This window comes from Hymenobacter sp. 102 (genome assembly GCF_049949205.1).
In the GTDB taxonomy this organism is placed as follows: domain Bacteria; phylum Bacteroidota; class Bacteroidia; order Cytophagales; family Hymenobacteraceae; genus Hymenobacter.
Map to the genome: position 1 here is coordinate 4,324,798 of NZ_CP188172.1, position 15,734 is coordinate 4,340,531.

General features: G+C 53.7%; 13 protein-coding genes. 9 read left to right on the forward strand and 4 right to left on the reverse strand.

The genetic code is table 11. The features are described from left to right. Positions 1–57: 57 nt before the first annotated feature. The 5 genes from ACN19L_RS18670 (at position 58) to ACN19L_RS18690 (ending at position 8,731) form a co-directional block, all read left to right on the forward strand. Entirely contained in the window at positions 58–1,440 is a 1,383-nt protein-coding gene (locus tag ACN19L_RS18670) for a CsgG/HfaB family protein (protein ID WP_426490973.1), read from the forward strand. A gap of 236 nt (positions 1,441–1,676) precedes the next feature. After that, on the forward strand, positions 1,677–2,318 hold the full coding sequence (locus ACN19L_RS18675; RefSeq protein ID WP_426490974.1) for a hypothetical protein: 642 nt from the start codon (positions 1,677–1,679) through the stop codon (positions 2,316–2,318). A gap of 175 nt (positions 2,319–2,493) precedes the next feature. Continuing rightward, on the forward strand, positions 2,494–3,051 hold the full coding sequence (locus ACN19L_RS18680) for a hypothetical protein (protein WP_426490975.1): 558 nt from the start codon (positions 2,494–2,496) through the stop codon (positions 3,049–3,051). Between the two features lie 258 nt (positions 3,052–3,309). Further along, positions 3,310–4,848, forward strand: coding sequence for a carboxypeptidase-like regulatory domain-containing protein (locus tag ACN19L_RS18685; protein ID WP_426490976.1), 1,539 nt, complete (start codon positions 3,310–3,312; stop codon positions 4,846–4,848). Between the two features lie 547 nt (positions 4,849–5,395). Next, positions 5,396–8,731, forward strand: a complete 3,336-nt coding sequence (locus tag ACN19L_RS18690; RefSeq protein ID WP_426490977.1) for a choice-of-anchor D domain-containing protein — start codon at positions 5,396–5,398, stop codon at positions 8,729–8,731. 856 nt (positions 8,732–9,587) lie between these two features. Here ACN19L_RS18690 and ACN19L_RS18695 read toward each other — a convergent pair. The 4 genes from ACN19L_RS18695 to ACN19L_RS18710 form a co-directional block, all read right to left on the reverse strand. Continuing rightward, positions 9,588–9,914, reverse strand: coding sequence for a HesB/IscA family protein (locus tag ACN19L_RS18695; protein WP_171589552.1), 327 nt, complete (start codon positions 9,912–9,914; stop codon positions 9,588–9,590). A 94-nt stretch (positions 9,915–10,008) separates the two neighbouring features. After that, entirely contained in the window at positions 10,009–10,419 is a 411-nt protein-coding gene (locus tag ACN19L_RS18700) for a hypothetical protein (protein ID WP_426490978.1), read from the reverse strand. Between the two features lie 108 nt (positions 10,420–10,527). Beyond that, positions 10,528–10,944, reverse strand: a complete 417-nt coding sequence (gene iscU, locus ACN19L_RS18705) for a Fe-S cluster assembly scaffold IscU (protein ID WP_188558280.1) — start codon at positions 10,942–10,944, stop codon at positions 10,528–10,530. Positions 10,945–11,049: 105 nt separating this feature from the next. Then, a complete protein-coding gene (locus ACN19L_RS18710; protein WP_426490979.1) occupies positions 11,050–12,264 on the reverse strand; it encodes an IscS subfamily cysteine desulfurase in 1,215 nt (404 codons plus the stop codon). 154 nt (positions 12,265–12,418) lie between these two features. Here ACN19L_RS18710 and mce point away from each other — a divergent pair, with 154 nt between their 5' ends. The 4 genes from mce (at position 12,419) to ACN19L_RS18730 (ending at position 15,368) form a co-directional block, all read left to right on the forward strand. Next, positions 12,419–12,823 (forward strand): methylmalonyl-CoA epimerase, encoded by a 405-nt coding sequence (gene mce / locus ACN19L_RS18715; protein ID WP_426490980.1) that lies wholly within the window; start codon positions 12,419–12,421, stop codon positions 12,821–12,823. A 21-nt stretch (positions 12,824–12,844) separates the two neighbouring features. After that, the gene (locus ACN19L_RS18720) at positions 12,845–13,420 is read left to right on the forward strand and encodes an L-threonylcarbamoyladenylate synthase (RefSeq protein ID WP_426490981.1); all 576 of its coding nucleotides are present in this window, start codon (positions 12,845–12,847) and stop codon (positions 13,418–13,420) included. A gap of 136 nt (positions 13,421–13,556) precedes the next feature. Beyond that, positions 13,557–13,838, forward strand: a complete 282-nt coding sequence (locus ACN19L_RS18725; protein WP_426490982.1) for a hypothetical protein — start codon at positions 13,557–13,559, stop codon at positions 13,836–13,838. Between the two features lie 108 nt (positions 13,839–13,946). Beyond that, entirely contained in the window at positions 13,947–15,368 is a 1,422-nt protein-coding gene (locus ACN19L_RS18730) for a CCA tRNA nucleotidyltransferase (protein ID WP_426490983.1), read from the forward strand. The last annotated feature ends 366 nt before the right edge of the window (positions 15,369–15,734 follow it).

Sequence of the window (15,734 nt, forward strand, 5' to 3'; positions counted from 1 at the left end):
GTTACCGCGTCTGGCCCTGGTTATAGCTGTCCGTTTCCCGCATTTTTCCTTTTCATTATGGTTGCCCGTTTTACATCCGCCGTCCTGCTGCTCTGCAGTGGGTTGCTGGCGCTGGCTGGTTGTGCCCCATACTTTCATCAGCCTTTCACTACCGAGCGGGCCCGTTTGGGGGCAGAAGTAAAAGGCGGGCAGGAGCTGCGGGCTTTGCCTCAGCCCCGGGAGCGGGTGGTAGTAGCCGTGTATAAATTCCGGGACCAGACGGGGCAATACAAACCTACGCTGAATGGCTCCAGCTTTTCCACTGCCGTAACGCAGGGAGCCACCAGCATTTTACTGCGCGCCCTGGAGGAGTCGCAGTGGTTTGAGCCCATTGAGCGGGAAAATCTGAGCAATCTGCTCAATGAGCGTAAAATCATCCGTTCCACCCGGGCCGAGTACAGTGAGCAAACCGGCCAGCGGCAGCCCCCGCTACCGCCTTTACTATTCGCGGGTATCATTCTGGAGGGCGGCATCATCTCCTATGATGCCAATATGCTGACGGGGGGGGCCGGGCTCCGGTACTTCGGGGCGGGGGCCTCGGGGCAGTACCGGCAGGATCGGGTAACGGTGTACCTGCGGGCTATCAGCACCAGTAATGGACGAATCCTCAAAACGGTGTACACATCCAAAACCATCCTGTCGCAGCAGGTAGATGCCAGCCTGTTCCGGTTCGTGAATTTTAAGCGGCTACTCGAAACAGAAACCGGCTTCACCTACAATGAGCCCAGCGAACTGGCCGTGAAAGAAGCCATCGAGAAATCGGTGCAGGCCCTGATTTACGAAGGGATGCAAGGTGGGCTCTGGACCCCGGCCAATGCGGCCGACGTGAAAGGCAGTGCCATGCAGGCCTACCAGCAGGAAAAACAAAATAACCTGCAGGTTGACGTACTCGGCCGCACGGTTATTGACCGGCCCAATGCCTGGTCGGTGGGCGTATCGGGCGCGGTTCAGCAATATTCCGGCGACTATGGCCACTCCCTGCTTCGGCCGGGGGCCGAGCTGTCGTTGCGCTACCAATGGGGGCAGGGGCGCTGGAATACGTTTGTGAACGTAGGTGGCGGGCAGCTGGCCGCCCGAAGGTTCTTCCAGGGAACTATCGGCTACGCCGAAACAGGCTTACAGCTGCGCATTTTACCCCACGATAAGTGGACCCCCTATCTGCTGGCAGGCGCGGGCGTAACGGCCCGCAGCACCTCCGGTATTTCCGGATTCGCCGGCGGCTTACCCCACGTTGTGGCCGGAGGCGGACTCGAATACCAGGTTTCCCGGCGCTTTGCGCTCAATCTGGGGGTAGACAATCACCTGTTCCTGTCCGATAAGCTGGATGAGCGGACGATTGGCAGCTACAATGATTTCTATTGGTCAGGGCGTGGCGGCGTGATCTTTTACCTCAGTCGGTAAGACCTCCAGTATCAGAAATCAATGACAATCAGCTGATTGCTATAAACTTAACTTTGTTCTAACTCAACTATAACTATTCCAAAAAAAAATTTTAACATTTTTTCTATATCAACTATTGACTTGTAAATATTCTCACTTATATTTGTACTGTTCTTCCGGAGAGAGCAAATAAATAACGGTTTAGTTAAGTAAAATTTCCCCATCATTCCTTCTCACATTTTCATTTCCCCAACTCCATGAAAAAGGTATTCGTTTTCGCCGCATTCGTTTTCGCCGCTGGTGCTGCTCAGGCTCAGGTTCCCGGTGCCCTGCTGAATCCCAATGGTACGGCCAATAGCGGCATCTCGATGTCGGGCCCCAGCTCCTCGCCCTCAGCCCTCGTTACTACCCGTCTGATTTCCGACAATGACTCTTACGTACGTCAGGTAGGCGACGGTAACTACGGTAACGTACGCCAAATCGGCCAGATTCACTCGGCTGACCTGCTGCAAAACGGCGACGGTAACGACGGCTGGCAAGAGCAGAAAGGCGAAGGCAGCGCCGTAGGTGTTCGCAACCGCGCTTTCACCCAGACCAACGGTGATAATAACGTATCGGCCCAGAAGCAGGAAGGCGACTACAACCGCGCCGAAATCATGCAGGACGGCGACCGTAACTACGCCATTCAGCACCAGGTTGGCGACAACAACCAGGCCCGTATCGACCAGGACAGCAACTTCAACTATGCTATCCAGAAGCAAGACGGCGACGGCAACTTTGCCGATACCTACCAGGGTGGCAGCGGCGTAGTAGGAGCTGGTACGCTCGGCGCGCAGTGGAGTGCTACCATCCAGCAGGGTGACAGCAACGCTGCCATCGTACACCAAGACCACAACTAGCCTGTCTGCGTACCAGCAGAAGCTACCAGCGCCTGCCGGATTTCCTCCCCTCAATGGGCTGCAGGAAATCCGGCATGGCCGCGTAGTAGCCGGTACGTGGCAGGTTTCATCTGTTTTTTGATGTACGGGTATGAACAGACTCTTTAAGGTACGATACGCATTGCCGGTCCTGTTGATGCTACTGGTTTCCACTGCCTTCGGGCAACGGCTGGAGGGTAGCACCAGCGAGGCGGCTACCGCTGAGCAGCGCCTGGCCGAAACAATCGGGGTTGAGCGGCTGCCCGTTGGCCCGGCTGCAGCTATTGCCGATACCCGCAACCTCGCAATACTGCTGCAGAACGGCAACGATAACCGGGCTACGGCCACGCAGTACAATACCGGCGGCGCGGTTAACCAGGCTTATATTGTGCAGGTTGGTAACTACAACTTGGCCGATGTGACCCAGGACGGTGCGGGCAACACAGCTACAGTGGGCCAGAATGGCAACCGCAATCAGGCCCGCCTCACGGTAGATGGCAACGATAACGCTATTGCCATTACACAGGAGGGAAACCGGAATGTGGTGCAGGGCACAGTTGAAGCAGATGCCCGCCGCTACCAGATTGCGCAGTACGGTAATGGTAATACTCTCACGCAGTTGGAAAATTCCACTGCCTCCCCGCAGGGTTATTCCATCGAAATGAGAGGTCAGGGTATCCGCCTGAGCGTAGAGCAGGGTAGGGTCAGCCCTTGATTTTTCAATGCTGTACTCCAGCACCATGCAAAGCCTCTGCAGCCACCAACGTTGCAGAGGCTTTTTGTTGGCTGATAGGAGAATAATCTAAACGTTTTTGTTGAATAAAATTTGATTTATTTGCACTAATTCGTTTTATTTGTGTAATATTCTACGTGGATTTTAGTGCCCCGAGTGCATATTATCACTCCTTCAAGCTTCGTTACTGCCTCAGCCTCCCTGTCCCGACATCACCCCTTTTCCCACCTTCTCCCTAATATGGCTATTCTGTATTTTGCCCGCACCATCAGTTGGTTGCGTACTGTATTTCTGGCCATTATAACCCTTGGTATGGTGGCCTGCGAAGAAAACAACGTGGATCCGGTAGTGTATGGACAAGTAGAGGGGGTTGTTTCGGACGCACGAACCGGATTGCCGCTGGCCAATGCATCTGTTAGCACTGCACCGGCTACGGGTGTATTCGTGACGGATGCTCAAGGCAAATTTCGGATTGACCAGGCACCCGAGGGCAAGCTGGCCCTCACAGTAAAGCGAGCCGATTATCGGCAGGAAATAGCTACTATCACGGTAACAGCGGAGCAACTCAGTGCCATCAGCGTGCTGTTGGAAAAAACCACCGGAGGGTCCTCGTTGCAGGCTCCGGTACTAGTAGCTCCCACCGATAAAGCCATCAATCAGCCCACTACCCTGCGCCTGAGCTGGCGGCCTCCGGTAGGCTCGACCCGCAGCGATTCGCTTCGCTACGATGTGGTACTGTACGAAAGCAATTCCTCCGACCGCCGACAACTCCTCACTAACTCCCGGGACACGACAGTGCAAGTAAGCGGACTCCGCTTTTCAACGACCTATTTTTGGCAGGTAAGTGTACGCAACGCCTTAAGCCAGACCGCCCGGGGGGATATCTGGAGCTTCCAGACGCGAACAGTACCAGACAACCGCTACCTGTTTACTCGCACTGAAAACGGGAATACGGATATTTTTTCTTCAGATGAAAGTGGTACCAACCTGCTGCGTCTGACAACTTCTGCTTTCATTGAGAATGCCCCGCAGCTAAGCCCTAATCGGGACCGGATTGCCTACACCTCCAATGCCACCGGGCAGTTCCAGATTTATACCATGAATCGGGACGGCTCTGACCAGCGGCAGGTGACGCTCTTGCCCGTTGATGGATATTTCAATACTGGCATTGGCTACCGTTGGTCACCGGATGGTTCCCAGCTTATTTATAGCAGCTACAATAAACTGTACCGCATCAACCGGGACGGCACAGGCCTTACACTATTGGCTACTGCCCCGGCCGACCGGCACTTCCGGGAGTGTGACTGGACGGCCATTGGCAATCGTATCGTAGTGCAAACAGTAGGCGTAAGCGTGTATGATGCGGAATTGTACCTGCTGAATGCCGATGGCTCGGGCCTGACGCAGATCATCGGAAATCTGCCCGGGCGGTTGGATTCGCCTTCTTTTAGCGTAGATGGCCGCCGACTTCTGTACACGCGTGATGTAGATGGGTTTAATGATGGTACCGGTCGACAACTTAATGCCCACATTTTCACGCAGAATCTTGATGGCACCGGACTTGTTGATGTTTCCGCTGGGCCTACTGGGGTAGCAGGGGTAGGCAAGCCATTGGGCTTCAACGACATTGTGCCCCGTTATTCACCCGATGGGGCCAAAATTATCTTTGTGCAGCAGAATAATGTAGCCCAGTCTGTGCCGGACGTATATGTCGTTGATCTTGACGGCCGCAATAGAACCCGGCTGTTTCAGAACGCAACGCAGCCTGACTGGAAATAGTAATATATTTGATTATTAATATATTTTCTGCTCCCCACTCCGTAGTATGCAGAGTGGGGTGTTTTATTTCGGCCGCTTCTGATTCAAAAAGGGACAAGGACACTATAAAAAGAAATAAACATAGAAAATATAAAATAAAAAATTTCTACGCTACTACGGTAACCTGACATTGGCAGCCATGCAGGCTTTACACTAGAAGATTGCCGGATAAGTATTGAACTATCGGAAGCGGTAAGTACCTTTGTGTGTGAATGCCATGCCAAAAACAATGTACGGTTTCAGAGAATGATTTATAACTATGCAAATTTTGCATTGTGTGTAAATGATATAAAATGTTGCAATCTCTCCCTTCTGGCACGGAATATGACAACTGGGCGTTGCACATACGTGTGTTTAATGAAAATTCAAATATTATGATTGCGTCTTGAAAAAATCCTCATCCTTTTTGAGGGTTATCCGTAAACCCCGGCAGATTGGTCAGCTAATAAGCAGCTGCTGACTCACACATATCTTTTTGTTTCAGAAACATTTCCTCTTTCACATAACTATGAAAAAACCTTACAGTGCAGTTGACAAGCCACAGCGCTGGCTTCAACTCTTCGTAGTGTGGATCCTGCTCTTACTGCCGGGACTGGGCTATTCCCAGACTTTCGTGGAAGCAATGGGTTCTACTGCCACCGAAGGGCAGTCCGTAGACTCTTATGAGTCGAACCTGGGTTTCGATAATGATAACGAAAAAGGCTTTTCGTATCAGGCAACTGGCTCCCCACTGCCAGTACTTTCGTTAGCTAATCCTAGTACTGGGTCGGCTGGCCCAAACATTTTGTTTGCTCCCACTTCGGGTACAAACTCAATCTTTTCTATTGCTTCCATCAGCACTGCTGGCTTTTCGTCAGCCTCACTGACGTTTCAACTGAACGCTCCTGCCGGAGCTTTTACTGGTACGGCGGTAACTGCCGGTAACCAGCGTTTCCGGGTGCAGCTGGGTATTGGCACAGTATCCAATACCAATGGTAACGTTTCGTATTCGTATACAAACCTGCCTTTCACGTACGCTCCCGGTTCGGCGGGCGGCTGGGGGCTGGCTACCGTAAACTTGCCTAGCAACGCCATTGGCAACCCTTACGTGGCTATCCGCTTCATCCGGATTAACAATACTTCCAACACCACGGGTGACTACCGGATTGACGATGTGACCCTGTCGGGTACTACTACCGGCGTGGTTACGGCTGTTCCTTCGGCTCTGGACTTTGGCGACGTGGCTGTTGGTACCAACAGCACCCAGCAGGTAGTTCGCGTAAGCGGCCAAGACCTGACGGGTAACGTATCATTGACGGCGCCGGCCGGCTACCAGATTCGGGTGTTCGGTTCCGGTTCTTATGTTCAGTCGCTGACCTTGGCCACCACGAACGGTATTCTTCCCAGTACCCGCATTCAGGTGCGGTTTGCACCCACTGCTGCCGGTCCGGCAGACGGTACCTTGGTGGTGAGCAGCCCTGGCGTGCCGTCGGCGGAAGTGGATCTGACGGGTAACGGCACGGTGCCGACTCTGGCTGCTACGCCTGCTTCACTGGATTTCGGTACTACTTTCGTAGGCCAGACTACAGCTTCGCAGACTGTAACTGTGACTGGTACTAACGTGGTAAGCAATGTAACTGTAACAGCTCCTACGGGCTTCCAGGTACGTCGTACTGCTTCGGATTCGTTTTCGCAGTCTATTGTGGTGACGCCTGCTGATGCAAATGCAGGTTTCACTTTTGAGGCAGTGTTCCAACCTACTACGGCCGGTTCATACTCATCTGCAATCAATATTACCACACCCAATGCGTCGACCTCAGTAGCTGTTACCGGTCAGGCGAATCCGGTGCCTACTGGTCCATTTATTGTAGTAAACCCATCCTCGCTTGATTTCGGAACAGTTTCGGCTACGGGCTCGGCCCAAACGTTGAGCTTCTCTGTTAATGCGGGAAACCTAACGGCTCCGCTGGTGCTGACGGGTTCCAACAACAACATAGTGTTCCGCGATGCTTCGGCTGGTGGCAGCTTTACTAACGGTCCGCTGACCATCAATCCTGTCAATGGTACTGTTTCTACCCGCACGATTGAGGTGCAGCTGACCGGCCCGATTGCCAGCGGCCCCTTTAATGGTTCGATTACTGCTTCGAGCACGGGTGCTCAAAATCAAGTAGTATCCATTACGGCCAACAGCACCGGTAACAACTCGGTAATTAACGCTTCAGGCACACTCAACCAGTTCTCGACTGTACCAGGTGTTCCTTCAGCTTCTCAATCGTATACCTTGTCAGGCTCTAACCTACTGCAGGATATTACGGTATCAGCTCCGCAGTACTTCCAGGTTTCGCAGGATCCTACGTTTGGAGGCAGCACGGTAACGGGTAACTCTATTGTAGTGGCTCGCAATTCGGGCTCGGATGTGACGGCCACTACTATTTACGTACGCTTCATCCCGCCGTCCGCACTCACTACGTCTTCGCTGATCCTGAACACCAGCAGCCCCGCAGTAGCTCAGGGTATTCCCGTCGCAGGTACCAGTGAGCCGTCAATTCAAATTATGAACGCCTTCCAGGAAGTACGTAACGTCGTAATCAATACGGTGTCGGCTTCTCAGTCGCTCATGATTAATGCTCAGCGCGTTTTGCAGCCAGTAACTATTTCTAAAGTACTGTCTACTAACCCGCTGAATCCTGGTAATACTCCTCAGTTTGAACTGTCACTCGATAACGTGACTTTCTCCAACTCGGTAGTATTGACGCCCAACTCGACGACTTACACCATCAACCAGCCGATTTACGTGCGTTACAAGCCCACTTATCTCGGTACAGCCCAGTCGACGCTACAATTCCAGAGCAATGACTTTGCTAATAAATCGGTGCAATCCTTTGGCGCGAATGACCAATTGGCAGGCCGTTCCATTGACACAGAGCCGACGTTGCGGAGCAATGCTACCGTAGTACGAAACGGCACTACAGCTACGGTAAGCTTTAACCTGCCGGCTAACTATGCGCAATTGGGGTATGGAGAAGGTCGTCTGATTGTGGCCAGCACCAATTCTGAACTGCCAGCGGCTAACCAGCCTTCAGATGGGGTATCGTACCAGACAGGCAATCAGACCTACGGCCAAGGCCCACAGATTGCTCCCGGCTATTACGCGGTGTACTCCGGCGCTAACCAGACGGTGGTAATTGACGGCTTGGACCTGGGTACGACTTACTACTTCTACACTTTCGAATACAATAACATTGACAATAGCTTCAATGTGAGCGTAATCGGAGCGGAGAATTACTTGTCGCCGCCTGTACCGAACACCATCCCTGGTATTGTTGCTCCTTCGCCCCTGCCAGTTACGCTAGTGTCCTTCTCGGCCAAAGTAAAAGGCAACCAAGTTGCTCTGAACTGGGTGACTGCTTCAGAATTGAACAATAAGCACTTTGAAGTACAGCGTAGCCGCGACGGCCGCACCTTCGAAACCATTCTGGTGCGGGAAGGTAAAGGCACTACCTCCACTTCCAGCACGTATGCCGAGCTTGATAGCAAGCCGTTGAATGGAGTATCATACTATCGCCTGAAGCAGGTAGATACGGACGGCAGCAGCAGCTTCAGCTCTACAGTAACGGTGAACTTCCTCAGCTCGGGTGATGTAACGATGTACCCAAACCCAGTGGAAGACCTGCTCACTGTTGATATGGGAGGCTCGGCCGCTGGCGTAAGCGCCGTAATTACTGACATGACCGGCCGTGTTATCAGCACGCAGCGGATCGGTAACGACAGTAAGCTAAATATGACGAGCCTGCAGCCAGGTACCTACATGGTGACGGTTGGTTCGGGTGAGGCAAAAGTTACCCGCCGCATCACGAAAAAGTAGGGTAGCTGATACCCCGCTATTTCTTCAAAAAAAGCGTTTCCTGCATTCAGGAAACGCTTTTTTGTTTATATCAACTGTTCAACTATTCAGAGGGCTTCGGAAGCAGAGCCAAATGATTGGTGGTGTGACTTTCTAGTATGCTATCCATTAACAGCTAATACAAGAACGCCAAAGTTTCAGATGCCAAATTTCAGTGCCACTTGCGCCTGTTTGCTTTGGATTTGACAGCCTTTAACAGGGCTTGGCTGACCGGTTTGAGCGTGCGGTTCAGTCAACAACCTCTACCTCTGTTTACGGCGGCGTTTGCAGCAGCTCTGCCCAGTACCAACGGACTTGCAAAGGGCCGTTGGACTGGACGAATCGGACTTCGGCCTGCGCTGGGTGCGGGGCAAACACGAGTGCGGAGCTAGGGAGAAACCACCGTGCTTGTTCAAGCGCGGCGGGTAGGTGTACACCAAATCATTTCAAATTGCCAGGAACAGTACAAGCCATTATTCGAGGCAAAATAGACGTGCCGGTGAAGGTAGATACCGATGGCCGGTGTGGCTATGACGGACTCGTGAACATGAGCTTTAACTGCCACTTTCGCGTCTGCTACGGTTAGGATGAGTTGATGCAGGGTGACTCCCGCATCAACGGTATCTAGCCCCTCTGAAGCCTTGTTAAAGCGCGCCTACAATCGTTTCATAGGGTGTGCTAGACAGCTGAAACATAAGGCTGCAGTAGAAGGTAATACAAGGAATGCCTTGCTACAATCTTGCCTGATAGGCATAGCTTCTTATTATGAAGCTCCGATAAACGACAAAGGCCGCACTGCATATGCAGTGCGGCCTTTGTTGAAATCTATGCCTTGGATTTATACCGAGAAGCTTTCCCCACAACCACAGGTGCGGGAAGCGTTTGGGTTATCAAAGTAAAATCCCTTGCCATTCAGCCCATCAGAAAAATCCAGCTGGGTGCCGGCTAAGTATAGAAAGCTCTTCATATCTACCACTACCTTCACGCCCTTATCCTCAAATTCCTGGTCCATGGGCTTCACTTCGTTGTCGAAGTCAAGCTTGTAGCTCAGGCCGGAGCAGCCGCCGCCCGCCACGGAGGCCCGCAAACGATAGGTAGAATCCAGCTCTGCATCGTGCATGAGCTTCTCAACTTTCTCCTTGGCTTTATCAGAAACGGTAATCATGGCGAAAAAAGGCTAATTCAGGCTGTTGAAACGAAGTCTGAAAGAAAATGTCATCTGTAGAACAGCAAAGATACGGTGCTTGTTCAGAAACATTCTAAGAACTTGGATTCAACACTACGCTAAAGACCGTAATGGTCGTCAGGTCGCGGCCGTAATAGAGCTTATCAAGGGCCTCATACACGTTATGCGCCCGGAAATAAGAAGTCTGCAATTCCTTGTCACCCCGGGTGCGCCACTGTATGGTGTAGGAGCTTTCCTCGTCACGGAACCGCTGTACATACGTCAACATCCGACGTAGTGCGTCCAGCTTGTCGCGGCCCATCTCGTAGCGAAACAGAAAGCTTTGGTGGTGACGAGGGTTCACCGTAATCAGGTCCAGGCGCGTCAGCCCATCCAGTTGCCGGAATTCAAACAGCAGATTGCCCGCACCCAATCCCAGATAGTCTTCTATCTGCCGCTGTATCCGCGCGCTTTCAACGTGTACGTCAGTAGGGGAGAGGTCCATGTTTGTAGAAGCTAGAAATAAGGAGATAAAAAAGGAGCTAGAAGATAGAGCGACTATCCACGAGGGAAAGACACTCTACCTTCTAGCTCCTTTCTTCTAACTACCGGATTAGTGGTGTGACTTGGGCATTTCCAACTCCGGCAGACCGTTTTTCACGCGGTAATCGTTGATAGCCGATTTAATAGCATCTTCAGCGAGTACCGAGCAGTGGATTTTTACGGGTGGCAGAGCCAGCTCTTCCACAATCTCCATGTTGTCGATGGCTAGGGCCTCATCCACCGTCTTGCCTTTCAGCCACTCCGTCGCCAACGACGATGAAGCAATGGCCGAGCCGCAGCCGAAGGTTTTGAATTTGGCGTCGGTGATGGTGTTGGTAGTCTCGTCCACCTCAATCTGCAGGCGCATCACGTCGCCGCACTCAGGTGCACCTACCAGCCCGGTCCCTACGTTCTTTTTGCTTTTGTCCAGCGTACCCACGTTGCGGGGGTTGCTGTAATGGTCGATTACTTTATCGGAGTAAGCCATGATTTTTGGAGGGTATGAGGTTGTGAGGGTAAGCGGGTAGGAGGGCTACGAGGCGAAAAGGTATCAAACGCATACCCTCACACCCTCCTGCCCTCATTCCCTCTATTAATGTTCCGCCCACTCAATGGAGTTCAGGTCGATGCCTTCTTTAAACATCTCCCACAGGGGCGACATTTCGCGCAGCTTGGTAACGGCTTCTTTTACGTGGTTGATGGCGTAGTCAATTTGCTCATCAGTAGTAAAGCGGCTCAAGCCGAAGCGCAAGGAGCTGTGAGCAAGGTCATCGCTGAGGCCCAGGGCTTTGAGTACGTAAGAGGGCTCCAGCGAAGCCGAGGTGCAAGCCGAGCCGGAAGATACGGCCAGGTCTTTCACACCCATCATCAGGCCTTCGCCTTCCACATACTTGAAGCTGATGTTAGCCACGTGGGGCAGGCGGTGTTCTACCGAGCCATTCACGTAGCTTTCTTCCAGGGTCAGCAGCTCTTTTTCCAGCCGGTCGCGCATGGCGCTCAGGCGGGCCGTATCGGCGGCCATTTCCTGCTTGGCCAGCTCGCAGGCTTTGCCCAGGCCCACAATGCCGGGTACGTTGAGCGTACCGGAGCGCATGCCCCGCTCGTGGCCGCCACCATCCATCTGGGCGGTAACTTTCACGCGGGGGTTCTTGCGACGCACGTACAAGGCACCAACGCCTTTGGGACCGTACATTTTGTGCGCCGTAAAGGCCATCAGGTCGATGCCATCGGCAATGACATCCACCGGAATTTTGCCGACGGCCTGGGTGCCGTCCGTCATAAACAACGCACCGTGCTTGTGGGCAATGGCGGCAATTTCACGGATGGGCTGGATGGTACCGGTTTCGTTGTTGCCGTACATGATGGTTACCAGAATGGTTTCCGGCGTCATGGCGGCTTCCAGCTCTTCCAGGCTGATGAGGCCTTCGGCATTAACGGGCAGATACGTCACGCGGCCGCCCAGCTTCTCAATGTGCTTGCAGGTATCGAGTACGGCTTTGTGCTCGGTGGTGGCGGTGATAATGTGGTTGCCCTTCTGGGAATACATTTCAAACACGCCTTTGATGCCGAGGTTGTCCGACTCAGTAGCGCCCGAGGTGAAGATAATTTCCTTCGGGTCGCAGTTAATCAGGCCGGCAATCTGTTCGCGGGCGTAATCCACGGCTTCCTCAGCGGCCCAGCCAAATGGGTGGTTACGCGAAGCCGCGTTGCCGAATACCTCGGTCAGGTACGGCATCATGGCCTCCAGAACACGCGGGTCGAGGGGCGTGGTGGCGTTGTTGTCGAGGTAAATAGGTAGCTTGAGCATGGCTCGGGGTATCTGGTTTCAGCGGAGAATCATTCGCAGGTAGAACACAAAAACTGATCAACAGGTTTTCTTTTCTTCCCACATTTGTACCTGCAAAAGTAGAACAAAACCAACGAAGCCGCGCTATGGCAGTTTCGTCCTTCTCGACTAACTAATGCTCACCAACCTTGAACATTTAGGCCTCGCCGTTAAAGATCTGGAAGCGGCTACCGCTTTGTACACGTCGCTGCTCGGCCAGAAGCCCTATAAAAAGGAGCACGTAGCCTCTGAGGCCGTGGATACGGTGTTTTTTCAGGTGGGCGGCTCCAAGATTGAGCTGCTGGCCGGCACCTCGCCCGACAGCGCCATTACCCGCTATCTTGACAAGAAGCCGGAAGGAATTCACCACGTGGCATTTGAGGTGGATGACATTCGGGCGGAAATGGCCCGGCTGCGGGCCGAGGGGTTTCAACTGCTCAACGAAGAACCCAAGCGTGGGGCCGATAACAAGCTGGTGTGTTTCGTGCACCCGAAATCAGCCAATGGCGTACTGGTAGAGCTTTGCCAGACTATTAAGTAATCGTATAGCAGAGAGTCAGTCATGAAATTCTTTCGTCAGGAAGTAGATGCGGCCGTGGACGCGTTGCTTATGCAACAGGTGATTCTATATCCTACCGACACGGTGTGGGGCCTGGGCTGCGACGCCGAACTGCCCCGGGCCGTGGAACAGGTGTATAAGCTCAAGAACCGGCCCGCCGAAAAAGCCTGCATTGTGCTGGTAGCTGATGAGCAGATGTTTGCCCGCTACGCCGAAGTGGTGCCACCTAATCTGTCGGAACTGCTGGCCCGGCAGGAGCGGCCCACTACCTACGTGGTGCCGGGCAGCCGCCAATTAGCCCAGAATCTGCTGGCACCGGACGGAACCATTGGCCTGCGTGTAGTGCAGCAGGATGAGTTTTGCCGCTTGGTTATCCGGCGTTTGGGCCACGGGTTAGTTTCAACCTCCGCCAATATCAGCGGGGAGCCCACGCCCACCGTGTTCAGTGAAGTCAACCCGGAACTGGTGCGGAAGGTGGATTACGTGGTGAACTGGCGGCAGGACGATGAGACCCGCTCGGCTCCCTCGCGGGTGGTGCGGGTGCTGCCCGATGGCGGATTGGAGGTGCTCCGGGGCTAAGTTGATATTCAAGGAAGGAAGTAGTTGACAGCAACCAACTCTGAATAAAAGCGACCTGGCGGCGGGTTACCTTTTGGGCCTGGCCGGAATGAATCCCCGAATTCAAGATCACCACCACATTAGTTGACTTTTTGCCATGAAATTCTCCTTCAAATCCCTGCTCGTTCTAGCCGCATTTGCTCCTTTCGCCCTGGCTTCGTGCTCGGAAAAGACCCAGGAAAACGCTGAGGCTACCGCCGAAAGCGCCGCCAACGATGCCGCCGCCACCGCTGAGAAAGCCGGCGACGCCGTTGAAAACGCTACCGACAAGGCTGCTGCCGAAGTAAAGGAGGAAACGACCCCCACCGCTGGTGATACGGCCGTAGTAGTGGAGAAAACTACCACTACGGTAGTTGAAGAAACTCCCGCCAAGCAGTAATTCTGCTTCACAGCAACTCTTGGAAAGCTCCTCCAGCATAAGCCTGGAGGAGCTTTTCGTTTTTGATGGCGGGGCGGGGCATCAGGTAGCTCGTGCTACCTTTGCAGTATGAATCAGCCCCAATTACCTAACCTCTCGTTATTTCGTACCATTGCCGATGCCGCCGGTGAGCTGGGCTACCCGGCCTACGTGATTGGGGGCTACGTGCGGGATTTGGTGCTGGGCCGGGAAAGCAAGGACGTGGACGTGGTGTGCGTGGGCGACGGGATTGAGTTGGCTCAGACGGTGGGACGCAAGCTGCCCGGCCGACCCCGCGTAACGGTGTTCCGAAACTTCGGGACGGCCATGTTGCCCACCCCCGAAATTGAAGTGGAATTTGTGGGTGCCCGCAAGGAAAGCTACCGGGCCGAGAGCCGAAAACCCGAAGTGGAAGCGGGCACCCTCGAAGACGACCTGGCCCGGCGTGACTTTACCATCAATGCCCTTGGGCTAAGCCTGAACCCCGATACCTACGGCCAGTTGGTGGACCGCTACGACGGGATGGGTGATTTGCAGCGCAAAATCATCCGTACGCCGCTGGACCCTGACATTACGTTCTCCGACGACCCGCTACGCATGCTGCGCGCCATCCGGTTTGCTACCCAGCTGAATTTCGATATCGACCCCGATACGTTTGACGCGCTGGCCCGCAATAAGGAGCGTATCCGGATTATTTCGCAGGAGCGCATTACCACTGAACTGAACAAGATTATTATGGCGCCGAAGCCCAGCTACGGCTTCAAGCTGCTGTTCAGCTGTGGACTGCTGCAACTCATCTTTCCCAAAATGGCCCAGTTGCAGGGCGTGGAGAAGGTGGGCCAGCACGCGCACAAAGACAACTTTTACCACACTCTGCAGGTGCTCGATAACGTGGTGGCCGCCGGCGGCGACCTGTGGCTGCGTTGGGCGGCCATTCTGCACGACATTGCCAAGCCCGCCACCAAGCGTTACAACAAGCGCGTGGGCTGGACCTTTCACGGCCACGAGGACAAAGGGGCACGCTGGGTGCCCGGCATCTTCACCGACCTGAAACTGCCGCTGGGCGAGGAAATGCGCCAGGTGCAGAAACTGGTGCGCCTGCACCTGCGGCCCATTGCCCTGGTGAAGGAAATTGTGACGGACTCGGCCGTGCGCCGCCTGCTGTTTGAGGCCGGCGACGACATTGACCGCCTCATGCTGCTCTGCCGCGCCGATATTACCAGCAAGGACCACCAGCGCGTGGCCCGCTACCTGCGCAACTTTGATGTGGTGGAGCAGAAGCTGAAGGAAGTGGAGGAGAAGGACCACCTGCGCAACTTTAAGCCCGTTATTACCGGCGAAGTCATTATGGAAACCTTCGGGCTCAAGCCCAGCCGGGAGGTGGGGGAGTTGAAGGAGGCATTGCTGGAAGCCATTCTGGAAGGGAAGGTGCGCAATGAGTATGAAGAGGCTTTTCCGCTACTGCTTGAACTGGGTCAGCGCAAGGGGCTGAGCGTCGTAGGAAGGGAGTAGTTCACGGGGCCAAAAAACCCAAAGCCGCTTGCCCTATACATAGGCAAGCGGCTTTTTTGTGATACAGAACCCACTGTTCAGAAGCATTGAAGGCAGCACCGGCCGTCCTGTTGCAGCAGGAGGGTAGGCCGGGGCTGCCTTCGGGTCTCACCTTTTCACTCACAAATGGACCCAGTAGTGCGGTTATGCTAGCTTAATCAGTAGATGCTGGAAATCAACCATTGGTTGTCTGAACAAGAACTGTTCCAGTAATATTCAGTTTCCAACATGTAAAACGCATGAAAAGCCACAGGGTTGCAGTTGGAAGCACGGTAACTGACGGAGTATCAGCCTGCCGCTACCTGTGGCGGTTTTTGGTTCGGCAGC

Excerpts from the sequence above, each read along its gene's own strand:
- ACN19L_RS18670 (WP_426490973.1), top strand. The coding sequence starts at position 58 with ATGGTTGCCCGTTTTACATCCGCCGTCCTGCTGCTCTGCAGTGGGTTG.
- ACN19L_RS18675 (WP_426490974.1), top strand. The coding sequence starts at position 1,677 with ATGAAAAAGGTATTCGTTTTCGCCGCATTCGTTTTCGCCGCTGGTGCT.
- ACN19L_RS18680 (WP_426490975.1), top strand. The coding sequence starts at position 2,494 with ATGCTACTGGTTTCCACTGCCTTCGGGCAACGGCTGGAGGGTAGCACC.
- ACN19L_RS18685 (WP_426490976.1), top strand. The coding sequence starts at position 3,310 with ATGGCTATTCTGTATTTTGCCCGCACCATCAGTTGGTTGCGTACTGTA.
- ACN19L_RS18690 (WP_426490977.1), top strand. The coding sequence starts at position 5,396 with ATGAAAAAACCTTACAGTGCAGTTGACAAGCCACAGCGCTGGCTTCAA.
- ACN19L_RS18695 (WP_171589552.1), bottom strand. The coding sequence starts at position 9,914 with ATGATTACCGTTTCTGATAAAGCCAAGGAGAAAGTTGAGAAGCTCATG.
- ACN19L_RS18700 (WP_426490978.1), bottom strand. The coding sequence starts at position 10,419 with ATGGACCTCTCCCCTACTGACGTACACGTTGAAAGCGCGCGGATACAG.
- iscU (WP_188558280.1), bottom strand. The coding sequence starts at position 10,944 with ATGGCTTACTCCGATAAAGTAATCGACCATTACAGCAACCCCCGCAAC.
- ACN19L_RS18710 (WP_426490979.1), bottom strand. The coding sequence starts at position 12,264 with ATGCTCAAGCTACCTATTTACCTCGACAACAACGCCACCACGCCCCTC.
- mce (WP_426490980.1), top strand. The coding sequence starts at position 12,419 with ATGCTCACCAACCTTGAACATTTAGGCCTCGCCGTTAAAGATCTGGAA.
- ACN19L_RS18720 (WP_426490981.1), top strand. The coding sequence starts at position 12,845 with ATGAAATTCTTTCGTCAGGAAGTAGATGCGGCCGTGGACGCGTTGCTT.
- ACN19L_RS18725 (WP_426490982.1), top strand. The coding sequence starts at position 13,557 with ATGAAATTCTCCTTCAAATCCCTGCTCGTTCTAGCCGCATTTGCTCCT.
- ACN19L_RS18730 (WP_426490983.1), top strand. The coding sequence starts at position 13,947 with ATGAATCAGCCCCAATTACCTAACCTCTCGTTATTTCGTACCATTGCC.